Genomic DNA, 23,598 nt, shown 5'->3' on the forward strand with positions numbered 1-23,598 from the left:
ATCTAAACACTAAACAAAAATCAGACATGAAAAAATTAGTAAGCATCAACATCAGCCAAAAAGGAATTGACCTGGCTATTCTTCTCACACGAATTACTGCTGCGGTATTAATGTTATCGCATGGTTTGCCAAAGTTAGGCATGCTCTTATCAGGTAACGGTGCACAATTTCCTGCCGTACTTGGCATGAGCGGAGAACTCTCGTTAACATTAACCGTATTTGCAGAAGTGATCTGTTCTGTATTTATTCTTTTTGGATTTGGGACAAGATTGGCGGTAATACCATTGATCATTACAATGTTGGTAGCAGTATTGTATATACATTCAGCTGATCCGTTTGCAAAACAAGAACCCGGTTTACAATATCTCATTTTGTATGTGATATTGTTTATTACAGGAAGCGGTAAGTATTCACTTGATTATTTATTACAACGCAGGAAGCAATCATCACTTGCATGGACAAACAGGTAATTACCTAAACACTAAACAAAGCAATATGAAAATAGCAGTAATAGGCGCAACAGGTTTTGTTGGCTCGGCAATCGTAGAAGAATTAAAGCAAAGAGGACATCAGATAACAGGTATAGCACGTAATACAGAAAAACTTCCTTCGGCAGAAAATGTAACAGCAGTGAAAGCAGATGTGAGTAATGAAGAAGAACTGATCAATGCAGTAAAAGGACATGATACAGTTATCAGCTCATACAATGCAGGATGGGCTAACCCGAATTTGTACACTGATTTTCTTGAAGGATCAAAGCGTATTCAATCAGCAGTGAAGAAAGCAGGTGTTGAACATTTATTTGTGATTGGTGGTGCAGGTAGTTTACATACAGCTGATGGCAGCCAGTTTGTTGATTCGCCACAGTTTCCTGCAGAATGGAAACCAGGTGCATTGGCAGCAAGAGATTATTTAAATGTGATAAGGGAAGAAAAGGATCTAAAGTGGACGTTCTTAAGTCCTGCATTGGAAATGCATCAAGGCACTTCAGGCGAGCGTAAAGGTTCATATAGAAAAGGAAATGAGACACCTGTGTTTGATACAAACAACAGAAGTGTGATATCGGTGGAAGATATGGCAATTGCAATTGCTGATGAAGTGGAGCAAAAGCAACATATTCAGCAACGTTTTACAGTTGCGTATTAACTAAGTGATCGTTCCATGCAACGGAAACAATTTATAACAACAATAATAACAGGAGCAGCAGGTATGGCAGGTTTGGCAGCGTTCAATCGTTTTACAGATGATTTGAAAGAAGAAGAACAGTTGATGCCGGTGTTGTTCATTGGTCATGGTTCGCCCATGAACGGTATTGAAGACAATGAATTCAGCAGGAGATGGACGAAGATGGCCAGTGAAATTCCAACACCTAAAGCAGTGTTGGTAGTATCGGCACATTGGTTTACGAAAGGAACACATATTACAGCAATGGATTTTCCGGAAACCATTCATGACTTTGGTGGTTTTCCGCAGGCGTTGTTCGATGTGCAATATCCTGCGCCTGGCTCTCCTGCATTTGCACAGGAAACAAAAGCATTGATTCATTCAGCTGATGTGGGATTGAGTCACGATTGGGGATTGGATCATGGTGCATGGACCATCATCCGCCACATGTATCCCAAAGCAGATATTCCTGTTTTGCAGTTAAGTATTGATTATACAAAAGCACCGCAATATCATTACGATCTTGCAAAGGAGGTATACAGTCTTCGTAAGAAAGGTGTGTTGATCATTGGTAGTGGTAACATGGTACATAATTTAAGGATGGTGGCCTGGGATAAATTAGATGTACCAGAGTATGGTTATGATTGGGCCATGAAGATGAATAATACATTTAAAGAATTGATTGGAAATAAAACACACGATAGGCTCATCAATTATTCATTGCTTGGAAGAGAAGCACAATTATCTATTCCAACACCTGAACATTACTTACCATTATTGTATACGTTAGGTTTACAAAACAGCAAAGAAGATGTTTCAATCTTTAATGACAAAGCCGTTGGCGGATCATTAACGATGACATCGGTTAAAATAGGTTAATGATGATGATAAGGTTTAATGAAAAAGAGTCGCAGCAATGCGACTCTTTTGTTTGTGTTCTATTGTAAAACCGGTTTGTCCTTCTTCCACACAACTTCACGCTTTGAAATAAACCATGTCTTGCCTTTATCGTTATTGCCTGGTAAAACAAGTAAGTTCTTCCATCAACGTCGGTAAAAATATCCGGGTGACCTGATTCACTTTCGTTCCAGCTTCCTTTTTCTGTAAGCGGTTATCTAGCAACAGAATAAAATGAAAATGCTTTGCAATTTTAATGCTACACTTTAAATAGCCCCGGTAAACATCGGGGTTATTTATAATCGTTCTCAAACTCCTGGTAATACCTGCCATCCTTAAAATACCCCTTAAAGCTTCCCCCGGTATATTCTGATACAACTTTGTGCCAGAATATTTGGGCAGGCACATTTTGATTTAACTGGAAAACCTGCCAGCTGCCTTTGTATAAATCAAACACCTGAAATGCTACCTGCTTGCCCAATCCCTTTTTCCTGTATTTCTTAAGAATAAAAAATTCAGCGATTGAAAAGTATTGTTTATTCTTTTCAGCAATTGTTTTTACCAACACAAATCCTGCGTATTGATTTTCTTTTTCTACCAGGTATATCGATTTGTTTCTTTCTTGCCAATAAGTTTCTGCTTCCTTATATTTTTCAAACGAGCCATTTCTCATTACATCCAGGTTAAGCCATTCCGAAAAATCATAGATATAAAACTGCATTAAATTATCCAGGAGAAAATGGTGTTCTGCTGACGCTTTTATTAAATTCAATTCCATCTGTACATGTTTAAATGATGAATAATAAAAAGTGGCGCATTGCTGCGCCACAGGCACCGGATAATTAGGGAACTACGCTAAAGATTTTTTCTGCTGAAACGGTACACAGCGGTGTAAGGCATATCAACAGTGTCTGTTAAATAAAGCGGGTCGGCAGCAGGTGCTTTACCAGCACGGGTAGCGATCCGTTGTATATAATCTACGTTTTGAAAAACGCCAGATGGCGTAGTGCCTTGTTTCCGCTTTAACAATAACCAGTCGATACTGCCTGCATCATTACTTGTTGCTGAACGAACAGGATCAAACGCTTCTCCTTCAACAATACTTCCCGGAAATATAGTCCAGTAAGGACCTACGCCATGCATACCAATGATGCTGTTGCTCTCGTTATATAGGTCAGCTTTTGGCCCCGATAAATACCATTCATACACACCCGTTTGCGCATTAGCCTTTTGCCTGGTTTTATATTTCTGAACTCCCTTTGCAAACAAACTGATTACTGTTGTATTTCCGTTTGGTTCATTAACCGGTAATGTAATAGCTGAAGGAATACTGATGCTTTCACTTTGTTTTATATAATCTGCAGGTGTAGTAACAGATGCATCTTTCTTTTTGCAGGAAAATGCAAGGATAAGCAGGAGTAACCCTGCCATCCATTTTACATTGTTATTCTTTTTCATGGTTGCCGTTAAAATGTGTGATTACTGGCCTTGTTTAACAAGCTCCACATAAGTAGGCAAAAGTCCATGAGCTTCTTTATGTGCATTTATAATATTGGATGCAGCAGGTGCTTGCGACAGGCAAAATATTTTACCCTTTGCTTCACTTACCCAATAGTTAATAAAATGCACAGCATGGGCCTTCTGCACAACCAGATCTTTTTTATGTGCTGCTGCTACATCTTCAGCGGTTACAGAACCAGCGCCCATTTCATGTATATCCATGAAGTAAGGATTGTTGTTGGTTGTTGATGACTCTGCTCCGGCTTTCACCTGTAAAATTTCTGCTGGCATTAAACCATGTGCATGACGATGCGTTTTCTTTACACTTGCAGAATCTTTGGCAGTGGACAGGCAGTACACGATCCCGTTTTTTTCATCTACCCAGAATTTTAAGAATGATACGCCGTAAGTTTTTTGTACAGCAAGGTCTTTCTGATGTGCTGCTGCTACCTCTTCAAATTTTACATTGCCAGCGCCTAAGTAATGAATATCCATGTAATAATTGGTTTGCGACTGCGATTTGCTGCTGAAAGAAAATAGCGTAATAACTGCTAACAATAAATGTTTCATGTGTTTGTTTTTTTGATGATAATGATTAATGATTAATGAAGGTGAACGTTAGGATTGGTAGGTGTGAAAGCGCCATAGGGATTGAACTCCCATATCCACGCATGTAACAACCAAAGGTTGAAAGTGGTACTGTAGGTCCATACATCGGCACCACCAGTAAAACCCCTTGGTTCTTTGTTGGGCATTAACGGAATGGGAACCGCATACTCAACAGCAACCAGTTCAATGCGTCCGTCGTGTTGTTTGTTGTAAACAAGTATCTCAGGTTTTTCTGGTTGAAAAACAGTATCGGCCAGTGATGCTCTCATGTAATGAAACCCCATGTTCTCAACCACTACATTGATGTTTGCGTAACCATCTGCAATGGCCGAGTCAATTGAACGATACTTTTGAGTTGCGTTTTTTGCTGCATTTAACTCTTGCATGGTTGCTGCTGGCAAATAAGCACTGTATTTTTCAATAGCAGTTTTTTGAGGTTGTTCGCTGTTGTCTTTATTACAAGATGCGAATGTTATTGCAATAACAGCGATGCTCAGCATACTTGTAATTTTCCAGGTGTTTTTTGTAAAGAGTGTTTTTTTCATTTTTTTTGCTTTTAAAAAGTACAGGCGCAAGTGTGTTACGCCTGTTGGTGTTTAATAGGCGCTTAATTGATCAGTTCGGCTATGTCTTCTGCATCTACAGGGTCAACAACGGCCATCACTTCTAATACTGCATTCACAGGGAAGCCTCCACGTTTTCCGTGTTCACGAACCAGCGATTCATCTTTGGCGATATAAACGCAATACCACTTGTCGGCAGTAACATAAGATTGCATCCACTGAATGTCGGTACCAATGCTTGTAATGGCATCACATGATTCTTTAGCGATCTGTTGCAGGGAACTTTTGGTTAATGCACCAGAACCCGGGATTTCTCTTTCGATGATAAACTTTGGCATAATTCATTTTTTTTTGTTCCTACTCATATGGCTTTTCGGGTTCGCCTCGTTTTTTTGAGTGATTGCTGAACTTCACTTTTTGTACAGTTTTTTTAAGACGTCTTCCTGTTTCGGTTGCAAACCTATACCGGTAAGCACGCATTTTATTTTGCCTTTCGCCCATCGGCAGTGTTTTACTTCCAACCGGAAAAGCCGATGAAAAAAATTATTGCTCCCTCAGTAACCCAACGATAAGCAGGCTGCAATGAACGGCCGGCACTATTCTCCCAACGGCAGCACCCGTCTTTTGATGAATTGAAATGATATTTTTTGAAGGATGAACTGACTAACTTTATTTTCAATAAACCAACCTAATGCTGCGTTCCGTTTTGTTCATATTGCTTTTTTACTGCACAGTACAACTCTGTGCGCAGCAATTAAAACCGGGAAATTTTGAGCAATACACAACAGCAAATGGTTTGTCGGATAATGCAGTAACAGGTATAGCTGAAGATACCAGAGGTTATTTATGGTTATCTACTCTTTGGGGATTAAACCGCTTCGATGGAAACCGTTTTGTGAATTACTACAGCAATAACGACAGTAATTCCATTCCATCAAACGATCTATGGCGTATGAAGTGGCTCGATGATAAACGCTTTGCTATTTATGGCACCGCTGTTCACATTGTTAATACAGCCAATGCCCAGCAAAAAAATGTTTTCATTCCTTATCATGAGAAAAAACACCAGTTCAAATTCAACATGACGATGGCTGTGCTGGGCGATGATGACGGCAGTATGTATGTGCTTTCACGATCGGGCTTTTATCATTTCGATAAAAAAAATAATCTTGTTTCGAGGTTTGATTATTATAAAGAACAGGAAGTACCACTTTATCATTTTGTTTTTGGTGCTGAGTTGCTGGAGATAGATAAAAACCGGTTGCTGATTATTTCTGTCAATGGTTTGTATGTATATGATAAGAGCAAAAGACGCCTTGATAAAATGAAGGCCGGTGATTTTCCTTTGCTCGACGAATTCATTAATTATCCTGATCCCCCTTTTTATTTTTTCCAGGTAAAGCCTGGGGAGTTTTTTGTTTTCAGGGTCAATGACAATCTCCTGGTGCATGTTGATCTTCAGCAAAAGAAAAGATCTGCATCAATGTTAACGATAAATACCGCTGCAGAAATTGGCTGGCGTTCAAAAATGCTGGTGATGAACGATTCATGTTATTATATCAGCAGCCAGCAATCGGGTATTTATACTTTTTGTTTTAACCGTCAATCAGGTTCAATAAAATTTGATCCTGTAAAGCAATTGGAAATGTTTTCCTGTAATACTATTGTAAAAGGAAAAGATAACCGTTTATTGATTGGAACCAATAAAGGATTGCTGCGGCAAAAATTACAAAAGCCATTTGTAGAAACATCGATGCTTCCCATAGAGCTGCAACAACAATTTCCAAACGCAAGGTTTGATGATATTTATTTAGCAGGAAATAAAATTTATGCGGCTACACGTGAAGCGGGTCTTGCGGTGTTTGATAAAACAACTTTCCGTTTTGAGCGTAACATATTGTTCAATGGTATTGATGAAGGTGGCAATTATATAAGAGCGTTGGCGGGTATCGATGAAAAGAAGTTGCTGGTTGGTGTACAAGGCAGGTTAATTCTTTTTAATACCGTTACAGGATCTGCAAAAGCTATAACACCACAAGGCTGGGATGTTCCTTACGATTGGACAAGTGATTTACTGAAAGACAACAGGAATAATATATGGATCAGCTCAAAAAATATTTACCAGTACAAAATTGATAAAGTAGAATTCCACATGCTGCCAAAGTTTTCGCAGCTATTAGATGTACCGGTGAACGCTGCAGCAGATGCCGCCGGTAATATTTGGTTTGCCTGCCATGGTCTTACACGTTATAATGTCGGTGCCGGTAAGTTTGATTATTATCTTGATTCTTTCCCTTTTGTAAAAATGCCTGATAAGCAGGTTGGATCTTTAGCCATTGATAAGTACAACCGTGTTTGGTTCGGCAACAAAAACAATGGACTGATAGTTTATGATACAAAAACAAAAACCTACCGGCAGTTCAGTAAAAAAGATGGTTTACCGGATGACCTGATTCATTCTTCCATTTTAGTGAATGATATTTTATGGCTTGCCTGTCATTCTGGTATTGCCTGCATTGATACCCGTAGTTTTAAGATCAGTAGTTTTGATAAAGCTGATGGTTTTCCTCCAGGTACTATTGGTGAGGGTTCACGTTTTTTTTATGATGAAGCTGGGCAACAACTGTATATCGGTTTCAAAGATGCCATCGCCAGGTTTAAGCCCATGGAACTTTTAAAATTTAATGCACAGCCCAACACATTTATTGAAAGTGTAATGCTGAACGGTAACGAACTGGTTTATTTGCCCGGTAAAACAATTCATAGCTCCTGGAAAAACAAAGGGCTTACCGTTACCATCGGCAGCATTAATTTTTTTGATGGTTCAACACAACGGTATGCTTACCGGCTTGCAGACAAAGACAGTGTTCTATGGACTGATATCGGTAATCAAAACAGCTTTAGTATTTCAAAACTTGCTCCTGGTAATCATCAGTTGCAGGTAAAAATATATGCAGCAAATAACAGATGGCAGGAACAGGTCCAGCAGTTGCAGCTATCAGTGTCTGTTCCTTTCTGGCAAAACAGGTGGTTTATAACTGCGTTGCTATTGCTGCTGGGTTTACTACTTTATTATTATGTGCGGTGGCGATCTGCTGTTGTACGTCGAAAAGAAATGCAGAATACACAAATAGAAAAATTGCGGGCGGAAGATTATAAAGCGCAATTTGAACTGGAGCAGATCAGCAATTATTTTTCATCATCATTGGCCGATAAGAAAACAGAAGAGGCTGTGTTGTGGGATGTTGCTGTTAATTTAATTGGTAGACTTAACTATGAAGACTGCATCATCTACCTGTGGAATAAAGAAAAAACAAAACTTGTTCAGAAAGCCGCCTATGGCCCTAAATCGAGCCCCGAAAGACTTTCTGTTGATGCGTTTGAAGTGGAGCCAGGCGCAGGTATTGTTGGCCATGTACTTCAAACAAAAAAACCATTACTGGTGAATGATACCAGGAAAGATCCACGTTACCGTATAGATGATGAATTTCGTTTGAGTGAACTGGCGGTACCCATTATAGATAATGATGAACTGCTAGGTGTAATTGACAGTGAACATAGCCAGGCAAATTATTTCAACGAGAGAGATATAAAAATTCTCACCACCATTGCCACACTCATTGGCAATAAACTGAAGCAGCTTAAATCGGAACAATCACTGGAAGCAAAGAAACAGGAACTGGCAGGCATCAATGAACAACTGGCAGAAGCCCGGTTGGGTGCATTGCAAACACAAATGAATCCTCATTTTGTTTTTAATGCACTCAATTCTATCAAGTTCATGATACTCGATGCTGATAACGAAAGAGCATCAAGATACCTCAGCAAGTTTGCATTGATGATACGGATGACGCTGGAACATTCAAAAGTTACATTTGTTACCCTGCAGGATAATATACAATACCTGAAAGCCTATCTTGAAATGGAAAAATTACGCTTTGATGATGGGTTCAGCTACCAGGTATATACTGATGAATTTGTGGACATTACAGAAACGATGCTGCCCTCCATGATGATACAACCGTTGGTGGAAAATGCGATCTGGCATGGTTTAATGAATTCGCAAGGCGAAAAAAAATTAATGATATCATTTACGCAACATCAAAACAGGATCAGGTGTGTAATAGAAGATAATGGAATTGGCATACAACAATCGGAAAGATTGAGAAAAGAACACCGGCCCATGCATCGCTCCATGGGGCTGGAGAACCTGCGTAACAGGATAAGGATCATGAATGAAAAATATAAAACAGAATGTACTATTGAAATAAAAGACTTAGGAGAAAGTGGGTTGGATCAAAGCGGCACAAGAGTGATATTGGAGTTAAATTTAATTAACCTGTAAATTGTAAAACATGAAAGCAGTAATTGTAGATGATGAAATGAATGGCATTCGCACTTTGCAAAAAATGCTTGCAGTGCATTGCCCGCAAATAAATGTGGTCAACTATTTTTCTAATGCCCTTACTGCTGCAAACGAAATCTCCGCTTCACAACCCGACCTGCTTTTTTTGGATATACAAATGCCCGGCAAAACCGGTTTAGAGTTATTAGCTGAATTACCGGAGAAGAATTTTGAAGTAATATTTGTAACGGCTTATAATGAATATATGCTCCAGGCACTTCAATTCAGTGCAGTGGATTATTTGTTGAAACCGGTTGATGAAGACAGGTTGATAGAGGCTGTGGAAAGAGCAGAACAACGGATAAAGGAAGGAAGAAAAGAAAAGCACTCCGACACATTATTGTACAATATTGAAAAGGCGGGCAAGCCAATGGAAATGCGGCTCTGCCTGCCAACCTTTAAAGGGTTTCTTATTGTAAAACTGGAAGAAATTATTTATTGTGAGGCAGAACGAAGCTATACGATATTTCATCTTGATGATGGCAAAACGCTTACAGTGTCAAAACCGCTGCTCGATTATGATAACATGCTGAAGGATGCAGGTTTTTTCAGGATACATAAATCTTTCCTGATCAATCTTAGTCACGTAAGAGAATATCATAGGGGAGAAGGCGGTTTTGTGATCATGAATAATAAAGCAGAAATAGAAGTCAGCCGTAGGAAAAAAGAATTGTTCCTGGAACAGATAAAGACGGTATTTAAAAACTGAACCGGCATGTTTGTTACCAAACAATTAGTCCGGAACATAAAAAACCTTGGAGTGTTGTAAGCTGCAAGGTTGAACAATTTAGTAGCCTCGTCAGGAATCGAACCTGAATCTGGAGCTTCGGAAACTCTTATACTATCCCCGTCCGACTGGCGTTAGCCGGGCGGGCATTGTACTACGAGCCAAGATTTTTTTTCAAGAACCTTCTACCAGCAGCAGACTTAAAATATTTTTCTCTTGAAATTGCTTCCTTTTCAGTTTCAAATTCTTCAAAATAAGCGATACTAAAAGGAACATATGGTCTGATGGATTCGGTCATTCCGGAGTTATGTTGCACTAATCTCTTTTGAAGATCTTGACAATGACCTTTATAATAGTAATCATGATTAATGCTTTTCAGAACGTAAGCAAAATACATGAGTCAAAATTTAGTAGCCTCGTCAGGAATCGAACCTGAATCTGGAGCTTCGGAAACTCTTATACTATCCATTGTACTACGAGGCCGGTCACTTTGAAAATGAATCAATTTGAAAATTTGAAAATGTGTGGAGACGTTCATTTTCAAACTACTTAATCAACCCACCGGCATTACCTGCAAATATTTTTACGGCAATGGCCAGCAATATTACGCCAAAAAATTTCCGCACAGCAAGTAAACCTGCAGGACCCAACAATTTTTCAATGTATTGCAGTGATTTCAGTACAATGAATACAACAACGAGGTTTAGAAGTATGGCAATGAGAATCACCAGGTCGGAATAGTTAGCGCCCAGCGACATGATGGTTGTGAGTGTTCCGCTGCCGGCAATAATAGGGAAGGCGATAGGAACTACTGTTCCGCTTTTTGCATTTTTATCGCTTTTGAAAAACTCATGACCCAGCACCATTTCCAATCCCAGCACAAAGATTACAATGGAACCTGCCACGGCAAATGAACGACGATCGACACCCAGCAGTTGCAAAAATGATTCGCCCACAAATAAAAACAGGATCATGAGTGCACCGGAAATCAGCGTTGCTTTAAATTCACGAATGGCGCCCATTTTATCCTTCATGGCAATCAGCAAAGGAATGGAGCCAATAATATCGATCACCGCAAATAAAGTAAAAGAAACAGTAAGCAGTTGGCTGAGGCTGAAGTCGAAGCTCATAGCGATTGTTTCCGCAAAGATAACTTTTCTATCATCTTTCAAGTGGCCAGTGAGCCGTTCCTGAAGAATGCGGGGGCTTACCTCTACTTAGAACTTGGTTTATGTTGTTCGGATGTACTTTGAATATTATGTAACACTTCATGTACAAACTGATCTTCCTGCATCGATAATTTTATAACGCAGCCATATTGCAGTTTAAATACATTGAACGAATCGATCAATGCAGTATGTGTGAGATGAGAAAGAATGCTACGCAATACACCGCCATGCGAAACAATGGCAGCGGTTTCATTTTTTTCTGCAATAGTTTGAAAAATGTTCGTTGTACGTGCAAACAGATCGAGATAGCTTTCACCGCCGGGTATCCGCACATTCACAAAATCATTCATCCACGGCTTTACAAGTTCCTGCGGAATATCATCCCATTTTAAAAGTTCCCATTCGCCGCAATGAATTTCTTTTAAGTCATCATGAAAAGAAATGTTGTGTGATGGAAATAAATGCTGGGCCAATTTGCTGCAACGCTGCAGCGGACTAGCATATACAGCTTTAATTGTTGCAGGTAAATGTTCTTTTATCAATGCGGCTTCTTCAAGGAAACTTTCTGTTACATCAAGATCGGCTTGTCCGTAACAGGTTCCTTTTTCAACCAAAGGTGTTGTATGACGTATAAGATAGATTTCTTTGTTCATGTATTTACAAAAGAATGTACTCAATTTTCCAATAAGCCACGAGGCCCAGGTAAAATAAAACTTCTGTCACCTGTTGGGTTGCTCCCAAACAATCGCCTGTATATCCACCGATCCATTTATGAAAATATCTTCTTAAAAAAAACGTGCCAATCAATGGTAAAATGAGAGCGTATAAAATATCTACACGTTCAAAGAGTAACAACGGTGCTAAACCAAAGAGTATTGCCGGAATAATTTCTGCAGCGGTAATCGACTTAGCTAGTGGCTTCGCTTTTGCATCGTCATTTTCCCGAACATATTTACTTGTGGCAACAACAACAACTGCACATAAACGGGAAAAACTATGCGCCGCAAGTAATACCATCCACATTTGACTGAATGGAATTGAGCTTAATGAGGTAAACTTCAGCATCAGGATCATGACCATGCCAATAACCCCATAGGCTCCAACCCGACTATCTTTCATAATGTCGAGGATCTTTTGTTTGGTCCAGCCTCCACCAAATGCGTCACATACATCAGCAAATCCATCTTCATGAAATGCACCTGTTGTTAATATGCCTGCGATCATTGATAATAAAATAGCAATAGGAGCACCAACAAAAAATTCGGTACCCATGTAAACCAAGGCACAAATGCCACCAACGATCCAACCGATGAATGGAAAATAACGGGTTGCTTTGTTGAGATATTCCGGATCATGCGTAACCCATTTCGGGCAGGGAATTCTTGTATAAAACATGAGCGAAGTAAAAAATATCTCTACCTGTTTCTTCAATGCTATTTGTTTTGCTGTTGTTGTTTAAATTATTCTATACCGGAAACGCCGGCACTTTCAAAACTAGCCATTTCATTTAAAAATGCAACAGCACTTTGCAAGATGGGTATAGCTAATGCAGCTCCGGTACCTTCGCCCAAACGCATACCCAATTGTAATATGGGTTTGACTTTTAAATGTTCAAGCATTTTACGATGACCGTTTTCATCGGAACAATGTGCAAATACACAATGTTCAGTTATTGACTCGCTATATTGTTGTGCAACCAATAAAGCTGCAGTTGCAATAAAACCATCAACAACTATGATCATTTTTTGTTCAGCAGCCTGGTGATAAGCGCCTACCATCATGGCAATTTCAAAACCACCAATGCGACAAAGTAGTTGATGAGGGGTGATGTCGTAATGATTCAGTTCGTGAAATCGACTCACTTCTTCTAAAATGGCAAGCTTGCGTTTTAGTTGTTCATCATTTGCGCCTGTTCCTCTCCCCACACAGTCGCTCAACTGAAGATTTAATATGTGATGCATGATAAGTGATGCAGATGAGGTATTACCAATACCCATTTCACCAAAGCCAATGCTATTACAACCATTATCATGCAATGCCCGCACTATGTTTCTTCCTTTTTCAATAGCTGTATTCACTTCATCAATGGTCATCGCATTATACAAACTATAATCAGCAGTACCATGATTGATCTTTGCATGAACAATAGGAAGCGATCTATCAAAATCAACATTTACACCGGCATCAACAACAGTTAAACCAATGCTGTGTTGTTTGGTGAATACATTAATGGCTGCGCCACCCTTTACAAAATTCAACAGCATTTGTGCTGTTACTGTTTGTGGATAGGGATTTACTTTTCCAGTTGCAGCAATACCATGGTCGCCCGCAAACACAACAATATGCGGTTTGTTAATGGTTGGCGATAAACTGTTTTGCAGCTTGCCTATCTTCAACGCCAGTTCTTCCAGCATACCCAATGCACCAACAGGTTTTGTTTTATTGTTGATCTTATGCAACAGTTGTTCTTCGATTGTCATGCGTTGTTTTTTGTAAAAGAAGATCGCAAAACCAAAAACCTTTTGTACCAACATCCTTGATGGGTGTTGGATGATCGCTGGTTTTTATTTCCAAAGCTTTGTAGGTTTTTTCGCCGGTAACAACAGGAATTGGTTGTTTAAAGACGGGGCCATTAAAACAAAAAGAATGAAACTCGCCATTCTCGCCACATGGATCAGCCGTTGATGGAAGATTGGTGATGAATTGTTGATCAATAGTTCTTCCAACCCAGCTTTCATCCAGGTAGCCATCGTTGATACAGCATAGCACTGATTGAAAACCTTTCGCAACAAAATCGTTGATCATCCATTGTGTATTGGTTTTCCAGATGGGAAATACACAGTGCATATCGAGTTCGCTCATTTTACTTTCACGGTAGGCACGCAGGTCTTCTAAAAACAGGTCACCATACAACACATGGTTAATGCCTTCTGCTTTTGCCTGCAATAAAATAGTTTTCATCTGCTGCTCGTATTCGGCATTGCTTGCTTCATACACATAGGCTTTTAATAACGGAAGACCGATTGATGCTGCTTGTGCTTCGATCAGTTCTTCCCGCACGCCATGCATCGATAAGCGTTTGTAGTTGCCATTGAACGTGCTGAGTAAATATTTTACATCGTACATTCCTTCCTGCAACACTTTATACAAAGCATAGCTGCTGTCTTTACCTCCGCTCCAGCAAAATATAGATGGGATCATATTGTAAATAGTCAATAGTCAATAGTCAATAGTCAATAGTCAATAGTCAATAGTCAATAGTCAATAGTCAATAGTCAATAGTCAATAGTCAACTAAAATTGAGGGCATGCAAACTACAAACAAAAAACTAAAAACTACTTTATCTTAACTGCAATGCCGCTTACCATCAATACCACTTCATCAGCTTTGGAAGCGATGTATTGATTGGCCCAACCTTGCAGGTCGGTGAACTTTCTTCCAATTTTCGTTTCTGCATGTACACCCATACCAATTTCGTTACTGATGATAAGATAAGTGCCAGTCTTAGTACTCAATGCATCAATTTCTTTCTTCAACAATTCAAGCGATGCATCGATATCATTTTTTGTATCAACAAAAAAATTGGTGAGCCATAACGTTACACAGTCGATCATCGTAACACGGTTATCGATGGGTAAGGCACTAACGTTGCGTTGCTCTTCAAAATTTGTCCAGCGTTGGTCACGATCATTTTGATGTCGCTTTACACGTTGTTCAAAATCGTCATCCCACACTTTTGCTGTCGCTACATAAACAGGTGTATCGCTGAGAGATAACGCCCGTTCCTGTGCATATTGGCTTTTGCCACTTCTTGCGCCACCCGTTACAAAGATGATCATGTGGTTTGCTTTTTAAATCCATACGGACAATGCCTGCATCCGCTTTTGCAGCAATAGCCCCTGCGCAAATGATGCCATGCAGTGAACACAAAATTGGTATTCTCTAAATAGTAATCAATTCCTTCAACCAGTTGTTTGGCAGGAGGCAAATCTTTAGCAATGTTATTATGTAGTGCTTTTTCAATCGTCATCTCTGCAACATATGCATCGATCTTTTCTTTTGTTGCATTGTGCAAACAGTCAGGACACATGCAATTAATAACAGGATCAGGTGTAAACAAGGGCGGATACTTATTGCACCAGCAGCTATTGCCCTTATCTTCTGTACTGCATCCGAAAGCAATACCACATTTGCTGCATGTTTTTTCTTTCGCCATATCAAAAGGATGCATGAAACTGTTAAGCGGTTTGTAAAGATGGACTTTTAGTCTTCATCCATTCAAATACACCAAACATGATACCACTGTAAACCAAAGTGCCTATCAGAAAGTTTTTCATATAAGGTGCACCTTGCGCATAGCATTTGATGAGACTTGCAAAACTGTGATCCATTGTTTGGCCGGTAGTAATATCAGTGCAACCAAAAACGAAAACGCCAAAATCGACCACAAGCCAGTAAACTAATGTACCGGCAACACCTGTGAGTAATATATTCTGTACGTTTACTTTTTTCAAAAACAAACGACCAAGTAAAACGATCAACGCAAAGCCTCCGTACACCCAGTACCAGCTTCCATACATAATACCATACTGCCCGTTGTACACGAATACATTAATGATAAGATCGCTCAACAATAAGGTAAGCAAAGGAAATCCAAAGGCTTTCCAGTTCTTGCTGAAATAAGCGCCTCCAAACAAACCCATTGCACCAATAGGTGTAAAGTTGCTTATTGGACCTAGCTGAGCCGCATTAGGAATACGCAGTGCTGCAACTGCAATCATAATAATTGTCAGTACTGCAAAACGTGGATTAATTCTTTGTGTTGACATGTAAATGAGATTGTAAGTGGTGAGTAGTAAATAGCGAGTGTTGTTAACTGACCACTCACTACTCGCCACTCGCTGTTATTAAAGATTAAAACGAATACCACCCATAAAGTTTGCACCAGGTGTACTGTATCCCAATACTTCTACATAGTTTGTATTCAACAGGTTTTTTCCATCAGCAAATACAGCCAGTTTGTTTTTGAAAAAACTGTATTCTGCATGAACGCCCCAAAGCAAATAACTATCAAGGTTCACCTGTGTTGACGGCCATGTGCTGAAATCCATATCGGTGCGTTTGCCATAATTATAGACATTCGTGCTTACAAAGAATGAAGGCGTTACCTGGTAGCTTAAAGTTGCACCAAAAGAATGTTTGGGGCGACGTAAGAGGTTGAAATAACTCGTGTCCTTTCCGCCAGCTCCTTTGGTAGTTACTTCACCATTGAGGAAACTGTAGTAAGCAGCTAGTTTTAATTTTTTATTGAATTGAATAGTTGGTTCAACTTCAAAACCATAATCGTCCTGCTTATCATAGTTCTCATATTTAGAAGTGTAAATGATCACATCTTTATTATGTCGGTTGAAATACACAGCACGAACAGAAATTTTATCATCAAGCAATGATGCCTGTACACCTGCTTCAAATGTTTGCGAATGTTCAGGTTTCAGGTTTGGATTAGCACCCCATGCGCCATACAAAGCACTGATGCCGGGAGCACGAAAAGCCGTTGCATAGTTAACAAACAACTTTGCATTGTCATTTAACACATAAGATGGATTGATGCTGTAGGTGAAATTGTCGCCATACTTTGAATGTTTGTTGTAACGTGCACCCGCTTCGAGATAAAAGCCACCCAGGTTTTGCAAGAATATACTTGCGTATGGACTGTTGATGCGAACATTGGAATCAAGATTCTTTTGGTAACGGTTATCAACACCTGCCAGCAATTTTACTTTTGGAGCTACCTGGTAATATGCAAACAGGTCAACAATTTTATTAGTGCCTTTGTAAGCTGTAGGTCCCCACATTTCGCTGTTAAATGTGCGATCCATTTCATCGTAACTGAAATAAGCACGACCACCGGCTTTTTCTGTTTTTACTTCAACAGCCGAACCTGCAGTAAACAAAGAAGACGTATAATTATTAGCAGCATCGGTAAATGATCCATCATCATAACCGCCTTTGAAATAACTATAGCGTGTAAATGGCTGTACACGGATATGTTTTGTTACCGGTGCATCAACGCTTAAATTAATGGCGTTATTAAGAAAACCATCTTTATCAAAATTGCCGGTACCGGTTTTATCAACAGCTTCAGAAATACCTTTTGATTCGTTATGTGAGTAGGAAAAATTATAGTTTACTTTTTCAGCCGTACCACGCAAGCCTGCCGTGAACTTATACGTATCAAACGAACCGGCTGCTGCATTTCCATAAAACTGTGCTGGCTTTGACGCTCCACGTTTTGAAATAATATTAATAACACCAGCCACTGCATCGGAACCATAGTTGGTCGATTGTGCACCCTTTACAATTTCAATACGTTCAACCTGGTCGAGTGGTAATAAGCGCAAATCAAATGCACCCGAAAATGATGGATCGTTCACTGGTATGCCATCAATCAAAATAACAGTGTAACCATTACCAGCACCACGCATAAAGATACTTTTGTCTTTACCGGGATTACTGGTAGCGCCATTTACAACAATGCCTGCCTGCTCGGTTAAGAGTTGTGCAAGATCTTTACCTGCACTTTGTTCAATGGTTTTTCGATTGATAACGGTTGTTACTTTCCCCGTTTCAAGAAGTTTCTGATTTACTTTGTTAGCAGTAATCACGACTTCATTTAAGGATTTAACTGTACTGTCCTGGGCACTTAGCTGACTGCTGATGAATAATCCGGCAGCCACAACAAGAAATTGTTTTTTCATTTCTTATAAAAATGTTTTGTGTGACTGCTTTCAGAAAAAGAATTAGAAAATATAATAGCGATGTGCTGTTACACCTCCTGCCTTTCACCCGAAAGCAAATGATTAAAAAAATATACCGGCAGGTCTTCTGGCTCGTTCGCTGCTGAGCACCTTCCCGTTGATGTGGCAAACACCTTTCAACAACAGTGGTTTGTAGAAGTCAGCAGGTGAGTGGTGATTAGAGAAGGGTGAGTAGAGGTTCCTTTCGGAGATCACTCACCATTGACAATTGACCATTCACAATTAGAACTTACAGCTACGGGGATAGCGCCGGATTTACACCGGACTTCCCTTTTAATCCCGGCTATGAACACCGGGAACCGTTACGGGGCAAAAGTAGGGGAGCAGTACCTGTTCGTCAAAATAAGTTTTTACACATGTTGATAGAAAAGATCCGGTCATTTATCTGCTCAAATTGTTTTTATATCATGAAGAGAAGCGAGTTGAAATCGGGTGATCAATGGTTTTTCAACCTTCTTTTACACATTATTTATTGTACGGCTTAATTGTTGTTATGTTTTTAACCTCACAATGCGTTTTGTATATGATTAAATTCTAAAACTCTGCATCGGTTATACTTTTCATTCCGAGGTGCTTTAACAAAGCATGTAAAATGAAAATTCTTTTTTGGCGTTACAGCTGCAGACTGTATAACCACCTCATTCGCATACACACCAAACTATTCTGCTTTCATTTTTCAAGATTAAACATTCATTGAATGAAAGCAACATTCCAATTATTGTCTTTCGTGTTAATGGTATTGGCAGTAACCGAAACCAACGCACAGTTACAAGCATCGAAGTATGAAGTGGGTGCTAACATTGGCGCCTACATTTACCAGGGCGACCTGGCGCCCAGCCGTTTTGGATCATTTAAAACGGTGCAGCCCGGTTTAGGTTTATACGGCACAAGATACCTTTCAGCATCGTGGGGTGTAAGGGCCAATCTTAATTTTTCAAGGTTAAAAGGCGATGATGCAAAATATTCAACGCCTGCATTTCGTCAGCAACGCAATTTTAATTTCAATACAAACCTGTTTGAAGTTTCGGCACTTGCTGTGTGGAAACCTCTTGCTGATAACTTTTCTAAAAAAGGCAAGGCAAGTCTTTCACCTTATTTGTTTGCAGGTGCGGGAGTGGGAATTGTAAAGATCAGGCGTGACTGGAGTAACCTGAACGCAGCTTACTTCGCTGAAGACAGTGATTTCTTAACTGGTCTTGCAACCGACCAGGCTCATCGTACACCACGCATTATGCCGGTAATACCCATTGGTGCAGGCTTGCAATATGGATTAAGTGATAAATGGTTTTTGCATCTTGAAGCAACTTACCGCTACACCTTTACCGATTATTTAGATGGCTTTAGCCGCTCCGCCAACGCAACAAGAAAGGATACCTATTCAAGCATTTCACTGGGTGCTACTTACAAGTTTGGTAAAGATGCCGGATGGAAATGCCCACCTTTACGGCAATAGAAAATTATTCCCGAACAAATTGTGGCTTATGCTGGTCGTTTTTTTTGAATGATCATTTTACTGCCAAAAGCTGACGAACATCAGCCTCGTAAATGCATGCAAGAGCTCGTACGCTGATAATTTTGTGCCGCTTTAAAAAACGGCAACTATGTTATTACTCACAAAGATCTTCGATTTCGAAACGGCACATGCCATTGATGGCTACAACGGGTTGTGCAAAAACATTCATGGTCATTCGTATGAACTGCATGTAACGGTTGGCACTGTTGTAAACGAACTTGCTTATATACCTGCCCCAGGTTTTCTGCTCGATTTTAAAGACCTGAAACAGATCGTACAAAAGGCAGTGGTTGATCTGTTTGATCATAAGCTTGTTTTATCGCATAATTATATTGCACAACATCCCGAAGTGATGGAACAGGAAAATCTTGTTGCCTGGGAAGCTGAACCTACAGCTGAAAATTTATTGCTCTACATCAAACGTTCAATACAGGATGAGTTGCCTGATGATGTAAAGCTAACAGAACTGCGGTTGTACGAAACCAAAAACTCCTACGCTACCTGGAAAGAAGAAGTGGAAGTGTATCAGGGAGATATTTGGTAAGATGTATGTTTAAGTTGTTTCAGCGGAATCCTTCGTGCCTCAGGATGACAAGTTTATTTGGCTTTGTGGAAGTGATGGGTGAAGGCACTACGCTCAGCATAATTGTCTTTCCGACGAAGGAGGAATCTGCTGGTCTTAAAAGATTACTTCTTCGTCCCCCAAAACATCGCCACGCCAACCGCATAATTTCTTTCCGGTGCTACATTATAAAAGCGATTAGCAGCTGCATTAATATCATTACCCAGGCTGTACATTTCATTCAACAAATTATCGCCGCTTACAAACAGGTCAAAACGGAAACCTTTTGCATACACTTGTTTAAAACCAATGCGTGCAGTTAGCAAATGGAAATGGTTGCCGTAAAATGTATTTGCATCGTTCAATGGTGTTTTGCTGTTGTAAGTGTAAGTAACATTGGCGTAGATCCCGGGTTTTAATAACAAATCAACACCTGCCACGAAAATATTATCCGGTACACTTGGTAATTTCTTTCCGCTAAAATCGTTGCTGATTTGTTTGAATGATTCATATTTAAAATCATTCAGCGTATAACTTGCCCATGCAGAAAGATTTGAAACAAAAGTCTTTGCATCATCTACAACAATATAACGTGCATTGGCTTCAATGCCCTGTTGTTTGGTGCTGCCTGCATTTACAAAATAATCAGCACCGCCAGCATCTCTGCGTTGTACAATTGTATTGTCAAGTTTAAAGAGAAAAGCATTCACATCTACAAACAATTTTTGTTTGTAACTGTAACGCACACCTGCTTCATAATTCCAACCTTCTTCTGCATTAAGATCTGTTGAAATAACTCCTGTGCTTGGTAATACTTCAGCAGAAGTTGGTGCAGAAAAACCTTTTGCCACGGATGCATACAACGATAAGCTGTTGCGGAATTTTTTCAACAATGAAAAACGTGGTGCAATTTCATTTGCGTAAGTGCGGCGTTGCGGACTCAATGGAAATTTATTCAGCCTTGTAATTTCAATACGGTTTTGGTTGCTGCTTGCACCAGCAGTAATAATCCAGTCGTTGGGTAATTTCCAATCGGCCTGTGCAAACACACTCGACAAAAACGGGTTCACTTCATCTTCTGTTTGCAGGCTATCGCTTTTTCCGTTTATATTTTTATATACACGAATGTTGTACCATCCACGTTGCAACTCTGCACCTGCAACAAACTTTAATTCACCTAATCCAACCGTGGGTGTGTAAGCAAATGTTGTTCTTCCGCCGGTATGTGGTTCGCTGCGGCGTTCGTAGTTACGAACAGTTGGGTTTGCAAACTGTGAGAACGCACCGTAAACGGATGTGGTATTTTTAAAGTTGCTGAGAATGATATAATCGTAACTCACGCCTGCTAAAAAACTTTTCTGGTTCACACTTGCATTGGCCTGGGCACTTGATGGTGTGGCGCCAACCTTTGGTCTTGCCAATTTAGGATTTGCAGCAAATTCAGCAGGGGTTAATCCGCCCGGTGTTTGGTAAGAAAGATCGGCATACATTAAATAAGTACGGATGCTTTGCTTTTCGTCAATCGTAAAACGACTGTCCCATGTAAACACGCTGCGGTCGAGTCTTGTCCATTCACGGTAGCCATCACTGTGCATTTTGCTAAAGCCAATCGTTTGCTGACTTTTTCCTTCACCAATACGTGCATACACATTGGCATTATGCAAACCAAAACTTCCGAATGTATAATCAATGCCTACTCCAGCAGTTTGGTTATTGGTATTTGTTTTGATCAAGACGGCGCCACCGCTGCCTGCACCATACAAACTGCCTGATGGTCCTTTCAATACTTCAACGGAGTTGATATTATAAAAGCCCAGCAGATTTAAATATGTTGATCCACCGGGTTCAGTAAACGGAATGTCATTGACATACACTTTTACATTGCGCACACCAAAGGGCGAACGAAGCGAACTGCCACGAATATTCAAACGGTAACTGCCGGGGCTGCGTTCTTCCATGCGTACACCGGGAGCAGTGTTCATGGCCGAAACAATGGATGTGGGTGTAAAACGGTTGAGTTGTTTATTGCCGATATAACTGATGGCAGCGGGAACATCCATCAACTTACGGTTCTGTTCAAACGCTGTGATCACTACTTCACCTAATTCTTTACTTGAATCGGGTTGGGTTTGGGCAAAAGAAGAAATAGAAAGTAAGCTTACTGCAAGCAGGGTTAGTAATTGGTTCTTCATTTGGTAAAATTAAGGAGAAAGAAACAAGAGACAACGCAATGATCAGTGGGCAAAAAAAGACAATAGGCAATGGTTAATATGCAATCGGCAACAAATCATAAATCAGACATCCTATATCCGCCATCCTTTCCTATCTTCAAAGCCTAAGAAAAAGCATGAAGACAACAAACAGCAAACTCAACCTGTTTTCCTTTACCATGATCGTTGTGGGGCTGGTGATCGGGATGGGTATTTTTCGTACCGCAGCAACGAGTGCAAAAGATGCCATTGATCCATCGGTTTATTTCAGTGCATGGCTGGTAGGTGGTTTGGTTGCATTGTGTGGAGCATTAACGTATGCCGAGATCGGCAGCCGATTTCCTGTTACGGGCGGTTATTACAAAGTGTTTGCACAGGCATATCATCCAAGCATTGCATTTGCTATTAATTGTTTGATATTAGTGAGCAATGCTGCCAGCTTAAGTGGTGTGGCATTGATCGGCAGTGGTTATTTGTTGAAATTATTTCCCGGCGATTGGAACGATACACACAAAGCATTACTGAGTTGTGCTGCCATTGCTGTGTTCTATTTTATAAACCTGCGAGGTTTGAAGCTGAGCTCGATGGCGCAGAATGTTTTAATGATCATCAAGATCGGGATGATACTGGTGTTGATCGCTGCATTGTTTTTCCCCGATCAATATGCAGTGCAGGAAACAGTATCTACAACTACCAATTCATTCAGTACAATTGATTGGATAAAAAGTTTAGGCGTGAGTTTAATTGCTGTTTCGTTTACCTATGGAGGTTACCAGCAAACCATAAATTTTGGTAACGAGGTGCAAAACCCAACGAAGAATATTCCAAGAGGTATTTTCATGGGTATTGCCATTATCATTGGTTTGTATTTACTGGTAAACATGAGTTATTATAACCTCGTAGGTTTTCAGCAAATGAAAGGCGAAAGAGAAATTGCTTATGTGGTGATCGATAAGATATTCGGTAAAACAGGTGCCACTGTTTTTTCCGCATTTTTATTTTTAGGTGTGCTTGCTTATGTAAATGGGTTACTCATGAGTAACCCACGTGTAATGTATGCCATGGGCGACGATGGCAGTTTGCCGAAAGTATTTGCCAAACAAAACGAGAAAACAAATGTGCTTACATTTTCACTCACTGTGTTTGCCGCTATTTGTATTGTGATCTTATTCTTTGCACAGGAGTTTGAGAAGATATTATCCTTCACCATTTTTCTTGATTGTTTTGGTATGATCTTAAGCAGCGCCACCATTTTCTGGTTCAGGAAAAAAACAAAACATTTAGAAGGAACAGGTATTTATAAGATGAAATTATTTCCATTGATGCCGATAATCTTTATGGCAGCTTATTTATTTGTAGGAACAAGTATTGCTATTGATGATCCTTCGGCAGCATTGACGGGACTTGCTGTATTGGCAAGTTTCATCATTATCTATTTTGTTTTTCATCGTAAAAAATAAT

Annotated in this window: 24 protein-coding genes, 1 tRNA gene and 1 riboswitch; of the genes, 8 read left to right on the forward strand and 17 right to left on the reverse strand. The window is 39.9% G+C overall.

Features of this window, described 5'->3' with window-relative positions:
* Positions 1-26 precede the first annotated feature (26 nt).
* Genes ACO1QW_RS06720 through ygiD form a run of 3 tightly spaced genes read left to right on the forward strand, consistent with a single transcriptional unit; the run spans position 27 to position 2,043 of the window.
* Positions 27-470 carry a DoxX family protein gene (locus ACO1QW_RS06720; RefSeq protein ID WP_486256892.1) on the forward strand — a complete coding sequence of 148 codons (444 nt, stop codon included), beginning with the start codon at positions 27-29 and terminating at the stop codon, positions 468-470.
* 25 nt (positions 471-495) lie between these two features.
* Positions 496-1,146, forward strand: a complete 651-nt coding sequence (locus ACO1QW_RS06725; protein WP_486256894.1) for an NAD(P)-dependent oxidoreductase — start codon at positions 496-498, stop codon at positions 1,144-1,146.
* A gap of 15 nt (positions 1,147-1,161) precedes the next feature.
* Positions 1,162-2,043 carry a 4,5-DOPA-extradiol-dioxygenase gene (gene ygiD, locus ACO1QW_RS06730; protein WP_486256896.1) on the forward strand — a complete coding sequence of 294 codons (882 nt, stop codon included), beginning with the start codon at positions 1,162-1,164 and terminating at the stop codon, positions 2,041-2,043.
* A 310-nt stretch (positions 2,044-2,353) separates the two neighbouring features.
* On the opposite strand, the gene ACO1QW_RS06735 is transcribed toward ygiD, so the two are convergent.
* The 5 genes from ACO1QW_RS06735 to ACO1QW_RS06755 all read right to left on the reverse strand — a co-directional run bounded on the left by ACO1QW_RS06735 (position 2,354) and on the right by ACO1QW_RS06755 (position 5,071).
* Entirely contained in the window at positions 2,354-2,839 is a 486-nt protein-coding gene (locus ACO1QW_RS06735) for a GNAT family N-acetyltransferase (protein WP_486256898.1), read from the reverse strand.
* 77 nt (positions 2,840-2,916) lie between these two features.
* On the reverse strand, positions 2,917-3,519 hold the full coding sequence (locus ACO1QW_RS06740; protein WP_486256900.1) for a DUF3455 domain-containing protein: 603 nt from the start codon (positions 3,517-3,519) through the stop codon (positions 2,917-2,919).
* Positions 3,520-3,540: 21 nt separating this feature from the next.
* The gene (locus ACO1QW_RS06745; RefSeq protein WP_486256902.1) at positions 3,541-4,131 is read right to left on the reverse strand and encodes a DUF4242 domain-containing protein; all 591 of its coding nucleotides are present in this window, start codon (positions 4,129-4,131) and stop codon (positions 3,541-3,543) included.
* A 32-nt stretch (positions 4,132-4,163) separates the two neighbouring features.
* Complete coding sequence (locus tag ACO1QW_RS06750; RefSeq protein ID WP_486256904.1) at positions 4,164-4,715, reverse strand: hypothetical protein; 552 nt, start codon at positions 4,713-4,715, stop codon at positions 4,164-4,166.
* Positions 4,716-4,777: 62 nt separating this feature from the next.
* Positions 4,778-5,071, reverse strand: coding sequence for a DUF4242 domain-containing protein (locus ACO1QW_RS06755; protein WP_486256906.1), 294 nt, complete (start codon positions 5,069-5,071; stop codon positions 4,778-4,780).
* 353 nt (positions 5,072-5,424) lie between these two features.
* Here ACO1QW_RS06755 and ACO1QW_RS06760 point away from each other — a divergent pair, with 353 nt between their 5' ends.
* On the forward strand, positions 5,425-9,078 hold the full coding sequence (locus tag ACO1QW_RS06760; protein WP_486256908.1) for a sensor histidine kinase: 3,654 nt from the start codon (positions 5,425-5,427) through the stop codon (positions 9,076-9,078).
* A 10-nt stretch (positions 9,079-9,088) separates the two neighbouring features.
* Positions 9,089-9,847 carry a LytR/AlgR family response regulator transcription factor gene (locus ACO1QW_RS06765; RefSeq protein ID WP_486256910.1) on the forward strand — a complete coding sequence of 253 codons (759 nt, stop codon included), beginning with the start codon at positions 9,089-9,091 and terminating at the stop codon, positions 9,845-9,847.
* A gap of 172 nt (positions 9,848-10,019) precedes the next feature.
* On the opposite strand, the gene ACO1QW_RS06770 is transcribed toward ACO1QW_RS06765, so the two are convergent.
* From ACO1QW_RS06770 to ACO1QW_RS06820, 11 genes are all read right to left on the reverse strand, one after another.
* Positions 10,020-10,262 carry a GIY-YIG nuclease family protein gene (locus ACO1QW_RS06770; protein WP_486256912.1) on the reverse strand — a complete coding sequence of 81 codons (243 nt, stop codon included), beginning with the start codon at positions 10,260-10,262 and terminating at the stop codon, positions 10,020-10,022.
* Positions 10,263-10,276: 14 nt separating this feature from the next.
* Positions 10,277-10,348: transfer RNA gene (locus ACO1QW_RS06775), tRNA-Arg, on the reverse strand.
* A gap of 62 nt (positions 10,349-10,410) precedes the next feature.
* Positions 10,411-10,995 carry a MarC family protein gene (locus ACO1QW_RS06780; RefSeq protein ID WP_486256913.1) on the reverse strand — a complete coding sequence of 195 codons (585 nt, stop codon included), beginning with the start codon at positions 10,993-10,995 and terminating at the stop codon, positions 10,411-10,413.
* Positions 10,996-11,078: 83 nt separating this feature from the next.
* Positions 11,079-11,687 carry an alpha-ribazole phosphatase family protein gene (gene cobC / locus ACO1QW_RS06785; RefSeq protein ID WP_486256915.1) on the reverse strand — a complete coding sequence of 203 codons (609 nt, stop codon included), beginning with the start codon at positions 11,685-11,687 and terminating at the stop codon, positions 11,079-11,081.
* Between the two features lie 4 nt (positions 11,688-11,691).
* Positions 11,692-12,465, reverse strand: a complete 774-nt coding sequence (locus tag ACO1QW_RS06790) for an adenosylcobinamide-GDP ribazoletransferase (RefSeq protein ID WP_486256916.1) — start codon at positions 12,463-12,465, stop codon at positions 11,692-11,694.
* A 29-nt stretch (positions 12,466-12,494) separates the two neighbouring features.
* Positions 12,495-13,514 (reverse strand): nicotinate-nucleotide--dimethylbenzimidazole phosphoribosyltransferase, encoded by a 1,020-nt coding sequence (cobT, locus tag ACO1QW_RS06795; protein ID WP_486256918.1) that lies wholly within the window; start codon positions 13,512-13,514, stop codon positions 12,495-12,497.
* The gene (locus ACO1QW_RS06800; RefSeq protein WP_486256920.1) at positions 13,486-14,235 is read right to left on the reverse strand and encodes a Dph6-related ATP pyrophosphatase; all 750 of its coding nucleotides are present in this window, start codon (positions 14,233-14,235) and stop codon (positions 13,486-13,488) included. The genes cobT and ACO1QW_RS06800 overlap by 29 nt, the downstream gene beginning before the upstream one ends.
* Before the next feature lie 134 nt (positions 14,236-14,369).
* The gene (locus ACO1QW_RS06805) at positions 14,370-14,873 is read right to left on the reverse strand and encodes a bifunctional adenosylcobinamide kinase/adenosylcobinamide-phosphate guanylyltransferase (protein ID WP_486256921.1); all 504 of its coding nucleotides are present in this window, start codon (positions 14,871-14,873) and stop codon (positions 14,370-14,372) included.
* Positions 14,870-15,250, reverse strand: coding sequence for a C1orf53 family protein (locus tag ACO1QW_RS06810; protein WP_486256923.1), 381 nt, complete (start codon positions 15,248-15,250; stop codon positions 14,870-14,872). The genes ACO1QW_RS06805 and ACO1QW_RS06810 overlap by 4 nt, the downstream gene beginning before the upstream one ends.
* 22 nt (positions 15,251-15,272) lie before the next feature.
* The gene (locus tag ACO1QW_RS06815) at positions 15,273-15,863 is read right to left on the reverse strand and encodes a DUF6580 family putative transport protein (protein WP_486256925.1); all 591 of its coding nucleotides are present in this window, start codon (positions 15,861-15,863) and stop codon (positions 15,273-15,275) included.
* Between the two features lie 78 nt (positions 15,864-15,941).
* Positions 15,942-17,792, reverse strand: coding sequence for a TonB-dependent receptor plug domain-containing protein (locus ACO1QW_RS06820; RefSeq protein ID WP_486256927.1), 1,851 nt, complete (start codon positions 17,790-17,792; stop codon positions 15,942-15,944).
* 100 nt (positions 17,793-17,892) lie between these two features.
* A riboswitch (cobalamin riboswitch) is annotated at positions 17,893-18,171 on the reverse strand.
* Positions 18,172-18,549: 378 nt separating this feature from the next.
* Between ACO1QW_RS06820 and ACO1QW_RS06825 the strand changes: the two genes are divergently transcribed.
* A complete protein-coding gene (locus ACO1QW_RS06825) occupies positions 18,550-19,305 on the forward strand; it encodes a DUF6089 family protein (RefSeq protein WP_486256929.1) in 756 nt (251 codons plus the stop codon).
* 148 nt (positions 19,306-19,453) lie between these two features.
* A complete protein-coding gene (locus ACO1QW_RS06830) occupies positions 19,454-19,909 on the forward strand; it encodes a 6-pyruvoyl trahydropterin synthase family protein (protein WP_486256931.1) in 456 nt (151 codons plus the stop codon).
* A 143-nt stretch (positions 19,910-20,052) separates the two neighbouring features.
* On the opposite strand, the gene ACO1QW_RS06835 is transcribed toward ACO1QW_RS06830, so the two are convergent.
* Positions 20,053-22,119 (reverse strand): TonB-dependent receptor family protein, encoded by a 2,067-nt coding sequence (locus ACO1QW_RS06835; protein WP_486256933.1) that lies wholly within the window; start codon positions 22,117-22,119, stop codon positions 20,053-20,055.
* Positions 22,120-22,274: 155 nt separating this feature from the next.
* Between ACO1QW_RS06835 and ACO1QW_RS06840 the strand changes: the two genes are divergently transcribed.
* Complete coding sequence (locus ACO1QW_RS06840; RefSeq protein ID WP_486256934.1) at positions 22,275-23,597, forward strand: APC family permease; 1,323 nt, start codon at positions 22,275-22,277, stop codon at positions 23,595-23,597.
* Position 23,598 lies beyond the last annotated feature (1 nt).

The organism is Lacibacter sp. (genome assembly GCF_057361365.1).